Raw genomic sequence first — 17056 nt, forward strand, 5'->3', positions numbered from 1 at the left:
CGCGTTCGATCAATCTGCGTGATCAACAGGCTCACGCTTGATCGTCGTCAGGCCGCCGGGCACCTGCAGCGTCGGCAAAATTTCCATGTTGCTGATGTTGACGGCCAGTGGCGCGGCGATCGCGAACGCAATCGCGTCGGCGATATCGGACGGGAGCGGCAATTCGAAGCCGTCGATGAACTTCTTGCGTGCTTCTTCGATATCGCCATGCACGTGGCCAAAGATATCGGTCGCAACGCGGCCTGGACAGATCTCGGTGATACGCACCCGCTTGCCAGTGGCATCCACCCGCAACTGACGCGACAGCGCATGAATACCCGCCTTGGTCGCGTGATAGATCGAGTTGCCGTTGAAGTTGTAGATGGCCGCAATCGAGCTGATGTTGACGATATGACCGCGATCGCGCGCCACCATGCCCGGCATGGTGAGACGCACAATGTGCAGCACTGCTTGCAGGTTCACTTCCACCTGCACGTCGATGTCTTCGACATTCGCATCCAGAATCGAGCCTTTGCGCGACACGCCGGCATTGTTCACGACGATATCGAACGGCACTTCTTGCGTCAGCTTCGTCACGGCAGGCAGATCGGAGACGTCGATCGCATGCGGAATGCACCCGGTGCGCTCGGCCAGTTCATTCAGACGATCCGCGTTGCGTGCAAGCGCATGAACCTCGAGTCCTTCCCGGCAAAAGCGCTCGACGATTGCCGCACCCATTCCGGTAGAAGCACCAGTCACCAGCGCGGTTTTATAGTCTGAAAACGGCATGAATTACCTCTATTTTGTGGTTCTGAATCTATCGCGGTTCGAATGACGGCAACCTTGAGATTCAATGTATACGGCGTGAAAACCGCACGCCAAGACGAAATGGATTTGTAGGGATAAGTCGACCTTATGACGCGCCAGATCGGCTTGCGCACTGTTCAGCGCACCAGCTTCGATACCGGCACGACCCGTCCACCCGCCGCTTCGATTCCCGCGCGCACCGTGCGTGCGAGTTCGACGGCGCCTGGCGTATCGCCGTGCAACAGAATCGACTGCACTGCGACCTTGAGCTTGCCGCCCGTGACCGTCGTAATCGTCCCGTCTTCAAGCAGTTCCTTGACGCGCGCAAGCACCGCGGCGCGATCCTTGATCACGGCGCCTTCCAGCTTGCGCGAGACGAGCGCGCCCTGATCGTCGTAAGCGCGATCGGCGAGGAAAGTGTTGGCCGTGCGGATGCCTACCTTGTCGGCGGCACGCTCGATTTCCGTGTTGGTCGAGACGCTGATGATGAGGTCACGATCGAACTCGGCCACCGCCCACACCAGCGGCTCGGCCAGTTCGTACGACGCAGCGGCCATGTTGCCGAGCGCACCGTGAAAGCTCATGTGCGTGACGCGGTGCCCCGCTGCCTTCGCGATCCCGGCCAATGCCCCCATCTGATAGAGCACGTACTTGGCCAGTTCCAGCGGATCGGCCTGAATCTGCCGCCGGCCGAAGCCCAGCAGATCGGGAAAGCCGACATGCGCGCCAATCTCGATCTGCCGCGCGAGTGCCATGCGGACCGTCTTGTCCATGATGACCGGATCGCCTGCATGGTAGCCGCAGGCCACGTTGGCGGACGAGACGATATCGAGCATCGCTTCATCCTCGCCCATGGTGTACGGGCCGAAGCCTTCGCCGAGGTCGGCGTTCAGGTCGATTTCCACTCTTCACTCTCCATTGTCTGATCCCGATTTACCCCTATGCCGAAGCTGCCAGCACGAACAACGGCGTTCCGTAACCCACCTTATCGCCGTGCGTCGCAAGTACCCGCAGGACACGACCGTCGATCGGCGCGAGAACTGGCACGCACAACTGAGCAATCTGCAGCAGGCCGACAATATCGCCCCGCAAGACGTGATCATCGACGCTCACGAACGGCGTGGTGCGCGCCGGATGCGCGACCAGAAAAATCCCCACCGAACTGGCCGTCACCGTAGTCACCTGCTTCTGCGCACCTTCCAGCACATGGGCCGCTGCAGCGGTACCTCCGCCCGGCACCGCCGGCAGCGGCGATTCGTGCGAGGCACCGCGCTGCTGCGCCTCTGCGGTTAGCCGAATAGTCGTTCCAGGCCTGCTGATCTCGACGAATTCGATATCGACCTCAGTCAGCCACGAGGTGATCTGCCGAAGTTCGCTGACCTGTACTTCGATTTTCTGTGTCATGTTTCAGTGTCTGGACCCGCGAAAAAGGTCGACCAGGTTGCGAACCTTGGCGAGATAGCGCTCCACGTCTTCGAGTGCGGCCACCGCTTCAGGATAGGTGGTCTGCACAAAACGGAGCTTCGTTCCGATGCGAGCCTGCGCGAGCCGCCACAGGTCTGCTTCGATAACGGTGCCGATCTTCGGGTAACCGCCCGACGGCTGCGCGTCGCGCAACTGGATGATCGGCTGGCCGTTGTGGGGCACCTGAATCACGCCGGGCACGATGCCGTGCGAGCGCTTTTCGATTACACGCACCGCGCTCAACGTCGGACCTGCAAGGCGGTAGCCGTAGCGGTCGCTCTGCGGCGTCACCTTCCATCCTTCGCTCCAGAACGCAGCGAGCGATTCCGGCTGGTAGCAGTCGTATTCGGCGGCGGGCAGCACACGCACCACCGTTTCGGTCGCCTCGGCCTCAGGGACGGCCAGCGGACGGGGTATCGAAAACTCAGGCGGCACGGTGCCGAACCCGGCTTCGCGGGCCAGCTCATATAGCGGCGCAGCCTGCTCGAGGCCGACAGCCTGCACCACATCGCCTTTCTGCAACTGGCGCCCGTTGTAGCCGCCGAACTGCCCGCGCAACTGCGTGCTGCGCGAACCGAGCACGACAGGCACGTCGACACCCCCTGCGAGCGACAGATAGCAGCGCGTGCCGCTTGCCGGTACGCCGATCGTCAGGACGTCGCCTTTGCTTGCCTGCGCGGTCCACCAGGGGAGCACCGAACGCTCGCCCAGACGCGCGGCGCAATCGGCGCCGGTGATCGCGAAAGCGGTGTCTTCAAGGAAGCGAATGCGGAACGGAAACATCGGAATTTCGATGCCCGCCGCGTCCTCGGGATTGCCGAGCAGGAGGTTGCCGACCGAGAGTGCCAACCGGTCCATCGCGCCGGCCGTGCCGACACCGTAGCGCAGATAACCCTCACGCCCCTGGTCCTGCACCGTGGCAAGTGCTGAGGAAGACAGGATCTCGATCATGAGACGATCCTCTCGACGCGAAAACGAATCATGTCACCGGGTGCCAGGGTAGCCGGATTGTCGCGCATCGGATCGAAGAAGGACATCGAGGTATGGCCGATGGTGTTCCAACCGCTGGGCCCTGTGGAGGCCGAAACGCCCGTCTGCACGCCGCCGATCGACACAGCGCCCCCTGGCAGGCCAAGCACGGGCACCTTGCGGCGCGGAGTGGCAATACGCGGATCCATGCCGCCGAGGTAGCAGTAGCCTGGGTGGCTGCCGAGTGCGAAGACGGTATAGAGCGGCGCGCAATGCAACTGCACGACCTCATCCACGGACAAGCCGGTGTGGGCCACCACGTCGTGCAGATGCGGCCCGAACTCGCCACCGTATTCCACCGGCAGCTCCACCACTTTGCCTTCAATCTGCAGTTCGCCCGCCGCGGCCCACGCGTCGCGCAAAGCGGCGTCGAGCGAGCCCGGATCGGCAGGCGGCGTGGAGAACGTCAGCATCAGATTGGTCACGCCCGGCACCGCCTCACGCACACCCGGCCACGATTCGACCTCGCGCGCCAGCGTCCAGATGCGGCGTTGCGCACGCAGATCGAGCGCGCCGGGCGCTTCGAAGAGCATCGCCGTCGTGCCCAGCATGCTGATGCAAAGCGGAGGGTCCGAATCGTCCTGTTTCATCGCGTGGGCGGTCCTTTCTGAATCCAGTCGCATCTGTCCGGCCGTGCCGGCGTACGCGATCGATGCATGTTCGATGATGCACGTCATGTCGGTTTCCTGTTTGCAAGCCAGCGTTCCAGATGGTGAATATCGACGCCGCCCGCACAAAAACCCTCGTCTTCAAGTATGGCCTGATGCAACTGCACATTAGTACGAATGCCTTCGATGCGCATCTCCGAGAGTGCGAGACGCATGCGCACCAGGGCTTCCTCGCGGCTCGCGCCGTAGGTGATGAGCTTGCCGATCAGCGAGTCGTAATACGGCGGCACCACGACGCCGCTGCTCATGTGCGAATCGATCCGCACGCCGTTTCCTCCCGGCAATTCCCACGCTGTGATCTTGCCGGGACACGGCAAGAAAGTGAAAGGGTCCTCGGCGTTGATACGGCATTCGAGCGAATGGCCATTGGTGCGGATGTCCGATTGCCGGATCGTCAGCGCATGGCCTTGCGCAATGCGAATCTGTTCCTTGACGATGTCGATGCTGGAGGTCATCTCTGTCACCGGATGTTCGACCTGCAGGCGCGTGTTCATTTCGATGAAGTAAAACTCGCCGTTCTCGAACAGGAATTCGAACGTGCCCGCGCCGCGGTAGCGGGTCTGCCGGCATGCCTCCACGCAGCGCTCGCCGACCTGCCTGATCAGCCCCGGATCGATGCCTGGCGCCGGTGCTTCTTCCAGTACCTTCTGATGACGCCGCTGCAGCGAACAGTCACGCGAACCGAGCCACAGCGCATTGCCATGGGTGTCGCACAGGACCTGAATCTCGACGTGGCGCGGATGCTCGAGAAACTTCTCGACGTACAGTTCGGGCTTGCCGAAAGCGCGGCGCGCTTCCTCGCGCGTCACCGAGACCGCTTCCAGCAACTGCCCGGCACTCTGCACCACCCGCATCCCGCGCCCGCCGCCGCCCCCGGCCGCCTTGACGATAACGGGAAAGCCGATCGCTTCGGCGACCTTAAGGATCGCTGCGGGATCATCGGGCAAGCCGCCGTCCGGGCCCGGAACGCAGGGCACACCGGCTGCGCGCATGGCGCGCTTGGCCGCGACCTTGTCGCCCATCGTCCGGATGGAGCGCGGTTCCGGACCGATGAAACTCAGCCCTGCCGCTTCGACTTCTTCGGCGAAGTCGGCGTTTTCCGAAAGAAAGCCGTAGCCGGGATGAACGGCCTGCGCACCGCTGACATGCGCGGCAAACAGGATCGCGCCACGGTTCAGATAGCTTTGCCCGGGCGCGGCGGGACCGATGCACAACGCCTCGTCGGCCAGCCGCACGTAGCGTGCGTCCGCATCGGCTTCCGAATAGATCGCGACCGTCTTGAGCCCCAGCTCACGGCACGCCCGTTGGATTCGGAGTGCGATCTCGCCGCGGTTGGCAATCAATACCTTGTTAAACATCGTCGCCCGACCGGAAGAAATGGCACGTCGCCACAACGGAGCGGCAATTCATCGATGGATTCGTACGCATGGCCATCATCTGATTCGAAACAGCGGCTGGCCGGCTTCCACCTCGTCACCCGGCCTGGCGAGAATCTCGACGACGTTGCCCTTGAACTCGGATTCGATCGCGTTGAACATCTTCATCGCTTCGATCGTGCAGAGCGCCTGCCCTTCTTCAACGGCATCGCCTACGCCTACGAAGGGTGGCTCCCCGGGAGCCGGCGTCAGATGAACAATGCCGAACATCGGGGCGCAGACCAGCTGGGGCTCGCTCGCCGTGGCATCCACTGTGGTCGAAGCGGCGACGGGTGGGACGGCCTGCCCCGCTTCCTCGGCGGGGGTCGAACGCGCGGAGCGAGGGATGTCCTCGCTCGCATCGGACGTCGCGCGCCGATGTGTTTTGACAAGCCGAATCTTCTCGTCGCCCTCGATCAGTTCGAGTTCGGCAAGCCGCGATTCGGCCAGCAGGTCAATGAGACCCTTAATCTTCTGAAGATCCATTTCTGAGTCCGTGGCCTGGTTAAGGCTAGTCGGTCCGGCTCCACTCAAGCTGGACGATCTACGCTGGACTCAATGTATCTGGCGCATAAAAAATGCGCCAAGACGGTTTGGGTTTGTAGCGATAAGGCGCGCTTATGTATCGGCGCCGGCCTCCGAACGCACGTCGAGCGCAAGGTCACCCGCCAGTTCCAGCAGGATGTCCTTGACGGCCGCGGCGGGCTCGGAAAGGGGAAGATGGTCCGACAGGCAGACCGAGAGGGGGATCTTGATGACCGGCGAAACGATGCGGCACTGGACGATATCGCCCGCCGCCGCGACGACCCGCGCGGTGGAGTCCGGCAGGATCGTGGCGCCGATGCCGGCGCCCACGGCGGCCGAAAGCGTCGACGCCGATTCGATCTCGGCCACCACCTTGGGGATCATCTGGACACGCGCGAAGCCTTCGTCCACGTACTTGCGCAGATAGTTATAGGGCCGCGGCAGCAGCAAGGGCACATCGCGCAGGGCCGTCACGTTGATCTGCTCCTGCGTGATGCCCATGCTGCGTGGCGCGACGAGGAACAGCTCCTCGTTCATCAGAAGCTGGAACGACAGGCCGTGGACCGGCTTGTCGCCATAGAGGACGGCCATGTCCATCCGCCCGTTCATGATCAGCTCGCTAAGCGTGGTACCGAAGTTTTCGTTGATATACAGAAGGATGTCCGGATGGCGGGCGCGCACCGTGCGCAACAACGGCAAGGACAGGGCCGACGCCCCCGTGCCCGGCGCGAGACCCACGGACACCTGGCCTGACAAGGTTTGCCCGGCGCTCTTCACGTCCGCCTGCGCCTGCTCATACTGCCGCAGGATCAGCTGCGCGTGACGGTAAAGGGTGGCGCCCGCTTCGGTCGGCGTCACGCCGCGCTTCGTGCGCACCAGCAGTTGCTGCTGAAACTCGTCTTCGAGCGTGATCAGTTGCTGGCTCAGCGCGGGCTGGGCGATATGCAGCACTTCGGACGCCTGGGTCAGGCTGCCGATATCGACAATCTTCACGAAGTACTTCAAACGCCGCAGGTTCACGCTGATTGCATCCGTGGTCGGTTAAGGGATTGCAGCAATCATAGGGCAAGCGCTGTTCGACGCACAGCCCTCAAAAAACCCGTGTGCCGACGACGCGACAGATGTGGCGCATTGCCCCCGGCAGCAGCGATTGCGGGAAGTACTAATTGCTGCGATGCGTGTGCAGTGCGCAGCTCGTCCCGTCATAAGTGGATGTTATTACGCCAGCGGAAAGACATCTTAGCGACATCTTTTCTGCGCGCTTACTGTTAGGCCTCATTAAACCCCCATCCAGGAGTCCAGTGTGAGTGCATCGCGCATCGCCGCCCGTGTCCAGCGCATCAAGCCGTCGCCTAGCAGTGCCGCGGCGGATCGTGCCGCCGAACTGCGGCGTCAGGGCAAAACGATCGTCAATCTGGTCGTTGGCGAACCCGACTTCGATACGCCCGAACATATCCGTCGTGCCGCATTCGAAGCGATGGAGCGCGGTGAAACACGCTATACGCAAACCGCGGGCACACCTGCACTGCGCGCCGCTATCGCCGACAAGCTCAAGCGCGAGAACGGGCTTTCGTATGATCCGAAGCACGTCATCGTCACGTGCGGCGCCAAGCACGCAATCTTCAACGCCCTCGCCATCACCGTCGAAGAAGGCGATGAAGTGCTGATTCCCGCGCCTTACTGGGTGTCTTATCCGGACATGGCGCTGGCCTGTGACGGCGTACCCGTCGTAGTGCCATGCACCGAGGACGATGGTTTCAAGCTGACGCCTGCGACCCTCGAAGCCGCGATCACCCCACGTACACGCTGGCTGATCATCAATTCGCCGACCAATCCGACCGGCGCGACCTATACGGCCGGCGAGCTGCGCGCACTGGCCGACGTGCTGCTGCGTCATCCACGTGTGCTCGTCATGCTGGACGATATCTACGAGCACATTCGCTTCGACGGCGAGGCGCTTCAGCATCTGCTCTCAGTCGAGCCTCTGTTGATGGATCGGACCCTGGTGGTCAACGGCGTGTCCAAAACCTACGCGATGACCGGCTGGCGTATCGGTTATGCAGCCGGTCCGGCCGACCTGATCGGCGCTATGGACACGCTCCAGTCCCAGTCGACCAGCAACGCGAGCTCGATCAGCCAGGCTGCCGCGCTTGCCGCGCTGACCGGCGACCAAAGCTTCGTCACCCGTTCGGTGCGTGTCTATCGCGAACGGCGCGACCACGCGCTGGCAGCACTCAACGCAATTCCGGGCATCAGTTGCCGCACGCCGGGTGGCGCTTTCTATCTGTATGTGAATTGCGGCGGCATGATCGGCCGCACCACCCCGCAGGGAAAACGCCTCGAAGGCGACGCCGATGCCGTGCTCTACCTGCTCGAACACGCAGGGGTTGCGCTGGTAGCGGGCTCGGCCTATGGGGTCTCCCCCTTCTTCCGGATGTCGATCGCCACCAGCGTCGAAACCATCGACGAAGGCTGCAAAAAGATCGCGGCGGCCGTAGCTGCCTTGGATTGAGGGCAAAGATGCGGCGCGAAATATCGCGCCGCATTCTCAGATAAAGACATGCCGCACTGTCTGGATGCGGCAGTTGAACTGTAATTTCCGTTTTCTTCAAACTGCAAGGGGATCTTCTCGTGAAAAAGAATACATTAGGTGTACTGATTGGAGTTGGATTGGCAGTATCTGGAACCGCGTATGCGCAGTCGAGCGTCACGCTGTACGGCATCATTGATGAAGCGGTGCGTTACGACAATCATCAGACGAAGACCGGCAGCGGCAGTCTTTTCACGATGGGCAGCGGCGGCGAAATTCAAGGTAGCCGCTGGGGCTTGCAGGGAACGGAAGATCTCGGTGGCGGCATGGCCGCAATCTTCCAGTTGGAAGGCGGCTTTACGCCGAACACCGGTGCGACGCAGCAATCGGAGCCGAACGGCACGGCGCGTCTGTTCGGCCGCACGGCTCTCGTCGGGCTCACCACCAACTACGGCACGATCACAGCGGGCCGCCAATACACGCTGGTCCACGAAATGGGCTGGACGCACGACATCTATGCGTTCGCCAATTACACCGGCACGGTCGGCTTCCAGGGAGCGGGCGAAACCGGCGGCGGACGTCTGGACAACTCGGTGCGATACACGTCGCCGACTATTGCCGGCATTACCGCTAAGGGTTCCTATACATTCGGCCAGACCGCCGGCAATTTCCATCAGTATTCGTCGCCCGCATTCGCTCTTTCGTACGACAACGGTCCGTTGAGCGTCGGGGCGGCCTATCAGGTGATCAACGACATTGGCGGCCTGACGCCCGCCACGACCGAGTACGGCAGCACCTACTTTGGCCTCACGATTCCGGACAGCTCGCAAAAGGTCTTCACGGCCGGCGCAACGTACAAGTTCGGTTCGGCCAAAGTCTTTGCCTCATACATCTTCAGCCACGTCTATCCGGCGGACTACCGTAACGACTCGTTCTCCACAGCTCTTCAGTACTACATCACACCGGCCTTCGTTCTCGACCTGCCGCTCTATGTCGACTTCGTTCACCACGCCGGCGAGAGCGGTACGCGCATTACCGGTGGCCCGACGTTCGATTACTTCCTGAGCAAGAGCACGGACATCTATATCGGCGCCGACTACAACCATCTGACCGGCGCATGGGTCACGCTGGCTGCGGCTTCGGGTTCCAACCAACCGTTCTACGGCCATAACTCGCTGTTCGAGGCGGATATCGGCCTGCGTCACAAGTTCTAAAACCTACTGAACCAGAGGTCTGCTTCGCGCCTCGTCAGCCGAAGCAGACCCGGCATCGCAAATCAACAACCATAAGCTGTGCCGATTGGCCCAGACAAAATCGCTCTTGGTCGCTTGCATCGCACAGGCCTAAGGTATAGGTTGATCATTCACCCGAATCTCCCGATTCGCTGACCGAGACCTTTTCCATGCACGCACTCGTCATTCACGCCCCGCTGGATTTACGCATCGAGGACGTTCCGACTCCCGAACCCGACGCTGACCAGCTGCTCATACGCGTTCGAGCTGGCGGCATCTGCGGTTCCGATCTGCATTACTTCAATCACGGCGGCTTCGGGACCGTGCGCATCAAGGAGCCGATGGTGCTCGGCCACGAGGTGTCGGGCGTCGTAGCCCGCACGGGTTCGGCCGTCACCGATATGCCGGTTGGCACACGCATCTCGATCAGCCCGAGCCGGCCGTGTGGACTCTGCCAATACTGTCAGCAAGGCCTGCAGAACCATTGCCTGGATATGCGCTACTACGGCAGCGCAATGCGCACGCCGCATGTGCAAGGCGCGTTCCGCCAGGAAATCGTCATCGATCGCTCACAGGCTCATGTCGTTGCAGACACCCTGACTGACGAAGAAGCCGCGATGGCAGAACCGCTGTCCGTCGCACTGCACGCGGTGCGCCGCGCAGGACCGTTGCTCGGCAAGCGCGTGCTCGTTACGGGATGTGGACCGATTGGCGCGTTGATCGTAGCGGCTGCCCGCCGCGCGGGCGCAGCGCACATTGTTGCGACCGATGTGAGCCCGCTGCCGCTGCAAAGCGCACTCCAGGTGGGCGCAGATGTCGCGCTTAACGTCGCCGAGCAAGCCGACGCTCTCGTGCCCTTCTCGGCCAACAAGGGAAGCTTCGATGTCCTGTTCGAGGCAAGCGGAAACGCCGCTGCATTGCGCAGCGCGTTCGACGTGCTGCGTCCGCGCGGCATCGTTGTTCAGGTTGGTCTTGGCGGCGGTGAAGTCAGCTTGCCGATGAACGTGGTTGTCGCCAAGGAATTCGAATTGCGCGGGGCATTTCGCTTTCACGAAGAGTTCGCGGTAGCAGTGGAGCTGCTGAACAAAGGCCTGATCGACGTCAAGCCGCTGATCTCCGGCGTGTTTTCGTATCGGGATTCGATCGCGGCATTTAAAGCCGCTGGCGACCGGTCGAAATCGATGAAGGTGCTGGTCAATTTCCAATGATGTTTTGTTGCCAGTAGTTGGATCGCGACGGTTAGCGTGTGAGGCATAACCGTCGCAAACAACTCAAAGCCTGCCCAAACTTCGGGCCTTAGTTATTGCAGCGCGCTTCCAGCGCGTCAATGAACGCCCGGTCCCAACGCCCTTCTCTCATCGCACGCATCGTTTCGGCCTCCGCTTCCAGCACGGCGAGCGCCTTCTCGATGACAAACCTTGCGTCTTCCTGAGGAATGGCCAGCAAGCCGTCCTGATCGCCGACGACAATGTCGCCCGGGTTAACGACCATGCCGCCCACACATACCGGCACATTGATCTCGCCCGGACCGTCCTTATACGGTCCGCGGTGTGTGACACCGCGCGCATAGACCGGAAAATCCCGCTCACGAATCTCCGCGACATCGCGGATCGCGCCGTCGATCACCACGCCCGAGAGACCGATCGTGGCAGCGTAAAACGTCAAAATACCACCGACAACCGCGTTGCTGAGGTCGCCGCCGGCATCGACCACCAGCACGTCGCCTGGGCGGCAAAACTCGAGCGCACGCAGATAGGTCAGGTTATCGCCGCCGCGCGAACGCACCGTGACCGCTGTGCCCGCCATCGTCTTCTTCCCGGGGCGCTGGTAAGGATGCAGTCCCGCGCTGCCGGTGTTGCGATGCATGTTGTCGCTAAGCGCGGAGACCGGAATGTCGCGCAACGCGTTCAGAGTGCTGACTTCGGCCTGAGCAGCCGAGGGGTTCTTGCGGATGGCTTTGTACATAGTCGATGTTCGTGTCGGGAATAGAGGGAACAGCTTGACGCTGTCACGTACTCGTAACGGTATGCTCGCCACCGCAGGCACGCCAAGATGAAATCGGTCTGCCGCAATACCGAACACTTATGAAGCGAAGCGCGATCCGTCACCGCCCTGATTTGCAAACGCGCCCTTGAACTCCAGCGCCCAGCTACGTATTCTTGTGATCAATCCCTTGGAGGCGACCCATCAACATGATTGATCTACGCGGTATCGACCTGAACCTGCTGGTGTCGCTCGATGCACTGCTCGCAGAATCCAACGTCACGCGCGCAGCCGAGCGCCTGCATCTGACGCAGCCCGCCGTCTCGACGCAACTCGCGCGGCTGCGGCAGATCTTCGGCGATCCGCTCCTGATCCCCGCCGAAACCGGCCGCGGCATGACGCGTAGCGCGCGGGCGCTAGCCTTGATGGAGCCGTTGCACGCAGCCTTGAAAAACCTGGAAGTGGTGGTGCGCCATCAACCGGCCTTCGATCCGCATAGCGACGTGCGGCGCTTCGTCATCGCGGCTAACGACAACGCCACCTCCGTGCTCGGTTTGCCGCTGATGGAGCGGCTGCCCGAACTGGCCGGCCAGGGCGTGCGCATTGCGTTCGTCGTGGCCGATCAACCGTCGACGGCAGAGCGCCTCGAGCGTGGCGAGATCGATCTGCTGCTCGGTTCCGAACGGATGATTCCGGCGTCGATGAAAGCCCGCAAACTGTTCGACGAGCGTTTCGTCTTCGTGCAGCGCAAGGGGCATCCACGAGGCACGGCGCCGCTCGATCTGGATACGTATTGCGCGCTAAACCATGTACTCGTCTCGACGAGTGGCGGCAGCTTTTACGGCTTCATGGACGAACATCTCGATGCGCTCGGCCGTGCGCGGCGCGTCGCACTCTCGGTCCAGCATTTCACGCTAGTGCCCGAATTGCTGGTGAATTCGGACTACGTTTCGACGTTGCCGTCGCGCTTTGCGGAGCGTCATAACAAGCGGCTCGATCTGTTCGAACTGCCGTTCGAGGCGCGCGGCTTCACGCTATTCGCGGCGTGGCATCCGCGTAACCATGTCGACCCGGCACTCGTGTGGCTACGCGAAACACTAACGGATCTGGCAGCAGCATAAGGCTTCAATTCCTCTGTATGCCTTACCAATAGCACGTTTGACCGGCGATTTGCCGCTCCGTGTCGGCACCAATAGCTCCTGCTGTATTGCGCAAAACAGTGTTTCTTTTCTAGCCCGATAACGGACGCTTGATCCTCTGCGGCATTGCATATAGTTAATCGCAACGTGCAGCGATGCCGCGTCGCATCCGCATGTCCGGACGTCTTCCCGCAGTTCCCGCTCACCACCGCGGCATCGAAATTGCTGACTTCCTATACGCCGCCAGTGCATCGCATAGAACTCCCGACGTGTCGCGGGTTTGCATCGACCTTTCATGGAGCAAACAGAACGTTATGTCCAGAAATCGAGTCCCCCCGGGTTCAGACGACGAACCTGACGCCACCCCCAATAAACCTTCGCGCCGCCGCTTCCTGCAATCCGCTGCGGCTGCCGCGACGGTAGGCGTTGCGCCGCATGTCCATGCCCAGAACCAACCTGCCGCCGTGCCGTCGCCCGAAGCGCCGCGCGCGCCCGAGCCGCCGCAGCCGGTCACGCTCAATGTCAACGGCCGCGCCTATACGCTGCAACTCGAGCCGCGCGTGACGCTGCTCGATGCACTACGCGAATACGCCGGGTTGATGGGCACGAAGAAAGGCTGCGACCGCGGCCAGTGCGGTGCGTGCACCGTCATGGTGGAAGGCCGTCGCATCAACTCTTGCCTGACACTTGCCGTGATGCACGATGGCGAAACCATCACTACAGTGGAAGGCCTGGCGAGCAATGGCGTGTTGAGTCCGATCCAGCGCGCCTTCATCGAACACGACGCCTTCCAGTGCGGCTACTGTACGCCCGGGCAATTGTGCTCGGCCACTGCCATGCTCAACGAGTTCGGCAACGGTACCGCCAGCACCGTCACGGCCGATGTCCGCACGCGCCCCTCCCAACTCAGCGACGATGAAATCCGCGAGCGCATGAGCGGCAACATCTGCCGCTGCGGTGCGTATGCGAACATCGTCGCCGCTGTGCGCGCCGTGCATGACGGCAGCACGGGCAACGCCTAGGAGGCCGGCATGGACGCGATCTCCTACGAACGTGCTGTGGACGTGAGCGGCGCGCTGCGCGCCGCGCAGCAACCCGGCACGATGTTTATCGGCGGCGGCACCAACCTGCTGGATCTGATGAAAGGGGGTGTGGAGCAACCCGTACATCTCGTCGATATCACGCACCTGCGCGGCCTCGACACTATCGGCACGCTGCCCGACGGCGGCCTGCGCATCGGCGCACTCGTGCGTAACAGCGATGCCGCCAATCACGCCCTGGTACGCGAGCAGTACCCGTTGCTGTCACAAGCGTTTCTGGCCGGCGCCTCGCCGCAGTTGCGCAATATGGCCACCGTTGGCGGCAATCTGATGCAGCGCACGCGCTGCGGCTACTTCTACGATACGGCATTCAGCCAATGCAACAAGCGCCAGCCCGGCAGCGGCTGCGCTTCGATAGAAGGGCAAAACCGCACGCATGCGATCCTCGGCGCCAGTTCGCAGTGTGTCGCCGTGAACCCGTCGGATATGAGCGTGGCACTCGCAGCGCTCGATGCCGTGGTGCGCGTGAGCAGTCTGCGCGGCGAGCGCACGATTCCGATCTCGGAGTTTCACCGCCTGCCTGCCGATCGTCCGGAAGTGGATACGACACTGCAACCCGGCGAGCTGATCACGGCGGTCGACTTGCCGCCCCCGCTCTTTAGCGACCACTCCCATTACCTGAAGGTGCGCGACCGCGCGAGTTACGCGTTTGCGCTCGTTTCGGTCGCCGCGGCTTTGCAAATGGATGGCAATACGGTTAGGACTGCGCATATCGCCTTAGGCGGGGTCGCGCATAAGCCGTGGCGCGCGAGTGTCGCGGAGCAGATGCTGAGTGGGAAACCGATCTCGGATGCGAATCTGCGCGCGGCCGCCGCTGCCACGATGGGCGAGGCGCAGCCGCTCAGCGGCAACCGCTTCAAGGTGCAACTCGCGCAACGCTCGATCGTGCGTGCCGTGAATCAGGCCGCGGGCCGGACGGGAGGTGTCGCATGACTACGAACCTGAACACGAAGGCGCCACTGGTCGGTCAGCCGATGGACCGCACCGACGGCGTGCGGAAAGTCACGGGCGAGGCCCGCTATGCAGCGGAATTTGGCGGAGCGCGCCTCGCGCACGCAGTGCTGGTGACGAGCACAATCTCGAGCGGCAGCATTGCCTCGATCGACGCGAGCCGCGCGCAATCGCTACCGGGCGTACTGCTGGTGATGACGTATCAGAACGCGCCGCGCCTGCCCAATGGCGGGCGTCCGCCGCTGGCGCCGCCTGCCGGCCGTCATCTGTCGCTGTTGCAGGACAACCAGGTTCACTACAGCAATGAGCCAGTCGCCGTGGTGGTCGCCGACACGCTGGAGCGCGCCACCGACGCCGCACAGCAACTGCGCATCACGTATCAGGCGACGCCTGGCGCGCATAACTTCACGCGCGCCAAAGCGACCATGCACGCGCCGATCAGCCCGCAGGGCCGCCAGACCGACACGCAACGCGGCAACTTCGATGAGGGCGTGGCCGCCGGCAGCGTGCGCATCGATCAGGTCTACACGACACCGGTCGAACATCACAACCCCATGGAGCCGCACGCCACCATGGCGCATTGGGATGGCCCGCAACTGACGCTGTACGACTCCACCCAGGGCGTGAGCGGCACGCGCACCGCCGTGGCGAAAACGCTCGGCGTATCGCCGGATGACGTGCACGTGATCTCGCCGTTCCTCGGCGGCGGTTTCGGCGGCAAGGGCTCGTCCTGGTCGCATGTGGTGCTCTGCGCGATGGCCGCGAAGCAGACGGGACGTCCGGTGCGCCTCGCGTTGACGCGCCCGCAGATGTTCGGCTCGGTCGGCGCGCGGCCGCGTACCGAGCAGCATTTCCTGCTCGCCGCGCGGCCCGACGGCACGCTCACCGCGATGCTCCACGACAGCATCTCGAACACGTCGACGATCGAAGACTGGACCGAGACCTGCTGCATGGTCACGCGCATGCTCTATGCCGTGCCGAATCAGCTGACGACGCATCGCCTCGTCCAGTTGAACCTTGGTACGCCTACATTTATGCGCGCGCCAGGCGAAACCACGGGCTCGTTCGCGCTCGAATCCGCGATGGACGAACTCGCGTGGAAACTCAAGATGGACCCCGTCGCATTGCGGCTGAAAAACTACGCGGAAGTCGATCCGCAGGAGAACAAGCCTTTTTCGAGCAAGGCACTGCGCCAATGCTATGAGATTGGCGCGGAGAAATTCGGCTGGTCGCGGCGTACTTCGACACCCCGCTCGATGCGCTCCGGCCATACGTTGATCGGCCTCGGCATGGCGACTGCCACGTATCCCGCCAACCGCAGCCCGGCCGCGGCGATTGCGCGCATCCTGCCCGACGGAACGGCGATGGTCGGCTCGGGTACGCAGGATCTCGGCACCGGCACCTACACGGTGATGACCCAGGTGTCAGCCGACGCGCTCGGCTTCCCGCCCGAAAAAATCCGCTTCGAGCTCGGCGATTCGAGCTTGCCTCAAGCGCCCGGTTCGGGCGGCTCGCAATCGGCCGCGAGCGTCTCGCCGGCGGTGCACGATGCCTGCACGCAGGTACGCAACCAGTTGATCTCGCTCGCGCTGGCCGACAATGCATCGCCGGTACACGGCATGGATGCGTCCGATGTGACCGTGCAGGACGGCTGGGTGGTCAGCCGCGCGAATCCGTCACTGCGCGACCCCGCGGCCGCAATTCTCGCGCGCGCCGGCGGCAAGCCGATCGAGGCCGTGGTAAGCGTGAAGCCCGGCCAGGAGCGCGGCGAATATTCGCTGCATTCGTTCGGGGCGGTGTTCACGGAGGTCCATGTGGATGCGGATCTCGGCACGATCCGGGTGCCGCGCATCGTCGGCGTGTACGACGTCGGCCGGGTCCTCAATGAGAAAACCGCGCGCAGCCAGATGATGGGCGGCATGGTGTGGGGCATCAGCGCCGCATTCGAAGAAGACACGCTGCTCGACGAGCGCTATGGACGCTTCGTCAATATGAATCTCGCCGAGTATCACGTGCCGGTGAATGCGGACATCGGCGCGCTGGATGTCACCTTCGTGAACGAACCGGATCCTCATATCAATTCGCTGGGCGTGCGGGGGATTGGCGAGATTGGCCTGACCGGCGTGGTGGCAGCGCTCGCGAATGCGGTTTATCACGCCACTGGCGTGCGGGTGCGGGATTTGCCGATCACGCTCGATAAGGTGTTATCGCCGGTGGAGGTTTGAAGGGGCCGG

Annotated in this window: 16 protein-coding genes; 7 read left to right on the forward strand and 9 right to left on the reverse strand. The window is 62.6% G+C overall.

The annotated features are described in order from the left end of the window. Positions 1-9 precede the first annotated feature (9 nt). From P3T17_RS18280 to nac, 8 genes are all read right to left on the reverse strand, one after another. Entirely contained in the window at positions 10-768 is a 759-nt protein-coding gene (locus P3T17_RS18280; RefSeq protein WP_074266226.1) for an SDR family oxidoreductase, read from the reverse strand. A gap of 155 nt (positions 769-923) precedes the next feature. After that, positions 924-1691: a LamB/YcsF family protein gene (locus P3T17_RS18285; protein ID WP_429408347.1), complete on the reverse strand. Its 768-nt coding sequence runs from the start codon at positions 1689-1691 to the stop codon at positions 924-926. 34 nt (positions 1692-1725) lie between these two features. Then, the gene (locus P3T17_RS18290; RefSeq protein WP_074266228.1) at positions 1726-2190 is read right to left on the reverse strand and encodes an acetyl-CoA carboxylase biotin carboxyl carrier protein; all 465 of its coding nucleotides are present in this window, start codon (positions 2188-2190) and stop codon (positions 1726-1728) included. 3 nt (positions 2191-2193) lie between these two features. Further along, positions 2194-3201 (reverse strand): biotin-dependent carboxyltransferase family protein, encoded by a 1008-nt coding sequence (locus tag P3T17_RS18295; protein WP_074266229.1) that lies wholly within the window; start codon positions 3199-3201, stop codon positions 2194-2196. Beyond that, positions 3198-3869, reverse strand: a complete 672-nt coding sequence (gene pxpB / locus P3T17_RS18300) for a 5-oxoprolinase subunit PxpB (RefSeq protein WP_074269200.1) — start codon at positions 3867-3869, stop codon at positions 3198-3200. The genes P3T17_RS18295 and pxpB overlap by 4 nt, the downstream gene beginning before the upstream one ends. Positions 3870-3952: 83 nt before the next feature. Beyond that, entirely contained in the window at positions 3953-5305 is a 1353-nt protein-coding gene (gene accC, locus P3T17_RS18305; RefSeq protein WP_074266230.1) for an acetyl-CoA carboxylase biotin carboxylase subunit, read from the reverse strand. Positions 5306-5380: 75 nt separating this feature from the next. Continuing rightward, positions 5381-5848 (reverse strand): acetyl-CoA carboxylase biotin carboxyl carrier protein, encoded by a 468-nt coding sequence (gene accB / locus P3T17_RS18310; protein ID WP_429408349.1) that lies wholly within the window; start codon positions 5846-5848, stop codon positions 5381-5383. 132 nt (positions 5849-5980) lie between these two features. Then, the gene (nac, locus tag P3T17_RS18315) at positions 5981-6907 is read right to left on the reverse strand and encodes a nitrogen assimilation transcriptional regulator NAC (protein WP_074266232.1); all 927 of its coding nucleotides are present in this window, start codon (positions 6905-6907) and stop codon (positions 5981-5983) included. Between the two features lie 283 nt (positions 6908-7190). Between nac and P3T17_RS18320 the strand changes: the two genes are divergently transcribed. The 3 genes from P3T17_RS18320 (at position 7191) to P3T17_RS18330 (ending at position 10857) form a co-directional block, all read left to right on the forward strand. Next, the gene (locus tag P3T17_RS18320; protein WP_429286042.1) at positions 7191-8399 is read left to right on the forward strand and encodes an aspartate transaminase; all 1209 of its coding nucleotides are present in this window, start codon (positions 7191-7193) and stop codon (positions 8397-8399) included. A gap of 158 nt (positions 8400-8557) precedes the next feature. Further along, the gene (locus tag P3T17_RS18325; protein WP_083611537.1) at positions 8558-9631 is read left to right on the forward strand and encodes a porin; all 1074 of its coding nucleotides are present in this window, start codon (positions 8558-8560) and stop codon (positions 9629-9631) included. Positions 9632-9819: 188 nt separating this feature from the next. Then, entirely contained in the window at positions 9820-10857 is a 1038-nt protein-coding gene (locus tag P3T17_RS18330) for an L-idonate 5-dehydrogenase (protein WP_429408351.1), read from the forward strand. Positions 10858-10945: 88 nt separating this feature from the next. On the opposite strand, the gene P3T17_RS18335 is transcribed toward P3T17_RS18330, so the two are convergent. Further along, on the reverse strand, positions 10946-11614 hold the full coding sequence (locus P3T17_RS18335; RefSeq protein WP_429408353.1) for an RraA family protein: 669 nt from the start codon (positions 11612-11614) through the stop codon (positions 10946-10948). A gap of 227 nt (positions 11615-11841) precedes the next feature. On the opposite strand from P3T17_RS18335, the gene P3T17_RS18340 reads away from it, so the two are divergent. The 4 genes from P3T17_RS18340 to P3T17_RS18355 all read left to right on the forward strand — a co-directional run bounded on the left by P3T17_RS18340 (position 11842) and on the right by P3T17_RS18355 (position 17047). Further along, positions 11842-12753, forward strand: coding sequence for a LysR family transcriptional regulator (locus P3T17_RS18340; RefSeq protein ID WP_429408355.1), 912 nt, complete (start codon positions 11842-11844; stop codon positions 12751-12753). 332 nt (positions 12754-13085) lie between these two features. After that, positions 13086-13793, forward strand: a complete 708-nt coding sequence (locus P3T17_RS18345) for a 2Fe-2S iron-sulfur cluster-binding protein (protein WP_429408356.1) — start codon at positions 13086-13088, stop codon at positions 13791-13793. Between the two features lie 9 nt (positions 13794-13802). Then, a complete protein-coding gene (locus P3T17_RS18350; protein ID WP_074266239.1) occupies positions 13803-14804 on the forward strand; it encodes an FAD binding domain-containing protein in 1002 nt (333 codons plus the stop codon). Next, positions 14801-17047 carry a xanthine dehydrogenase family protein molybdopterin-binding subunit gene (locus P3T17_RS18355; protein WP_429408358.1) on the forward strand — a complete coding sequence of 749 codons (2247 nt, stop codon included), beginning with the start codon at positions 14801-14803 and terminating at the stop codon, positions 17045-17047. The genes P3T17_RS18350 and P3T17_RS18355 overlap by 4 nt, the downstream gene beginning before the upstream one ends. Positions 17048-17056: the final 9 nt, after the last annotated feature.

The organism is Paraburkholderia sp. GAS82 (genome assembly GCF_050436285.1).
Classification (GTDB): domain Bacteria; phylum Pseudomonadota; class Gammaproteobacteria; order Burkholderiales; family Burkholderiaceae; genus Paraburkholderia; species Paraburkholderia phenazinium_B.

Excerpts from the sequence above, each read along its gene's own strand:
- P3T17_RS18355 (WP_429408358.1), top strand. The coding sequence starts at position 14,801 with ATGACTACGAACCTGAACACGAAGGCGCCACTGGTCGGTCAGCCGATG.
- P3T17_RS18345 (WP_429408356.1), top strand. The coding sequence starts at position 13,086 with ATGTCCAGAAATCGAGTCCCCCCGGGTTCAGACGACGAACCTGACGCC.
- P3T17_RS18280 (WP_074266226.1), bottom strand. The coding sequence starts at position 768 with ATGCCGTTTTCAGACTATAAAACCGCGCTGGTGACTGGTGCTTCTACC.
- pxpB (WP_074269200.1), bottom strand. The coding sequence starts at position 3,869 with ATGAAACAGGACGATTCGGACCCTCCGCTTTGCATCAGCATGCTGGGC.
- accC (WP_074266230.1), bottom strand. The coding sequence starts at position 5,305 with ATGTTTAACAAGGTATTGATTGCCAACCGCGGCGAGATCGCACTCCGA.
- P3T17_RS18295 (WP_074266229.1), bottom strand. The coding sequence starts at position 3,201 with ATGATCGAGATCCTGTCTTCCTCAGCACTTGCCACGGTGCAGGACCAG.
- P3T17_RS18335 (WP_429408353.1), bottom strand. The coding sequence starts at position 11,614 with ATGTACAAAGCCATCCGCAAGAACCCCTCGGCTGCTCAGGCCGAAGTC.
- accB (WP_429408349.1), bottom strand. The coding sequence starts at position 5,848 with ATGGATCTTCAGAAGATTAAGGGTCTCATTGACCTGCTGGCCGAATCG.
- P3T17_RS18330 (WP_429408351.1), top strand. The coding sequence starts at position 9,820 with ATGCACGCACTCGTCATTCACGCCCCGCTGGATTTACGCATCGAGGAC.
- P3T17_RS18350 (WP_074266239.1), top strand. The coding sequence starts at position 13,803 with ATGGACGCGATCTCCTACGAACGTGCTGTGGACGTGAGCGGCGCGCTG.
- P3T17_RS18290 (WP_074266228.1), bottom strand. The coding sequence starts at position 2,190 with ATGACACAGAAAATCGAAGTACAGGTCAGCGAACTTCGGCAGATCACC.
- P3T17_RS18340 (WP_429408355.1), top strand. The coding sequence starts at position 11,842 with ATGATTGATCTACGCGGTATCGACCTGAACCTGCTGGTGTCGCTCGAT.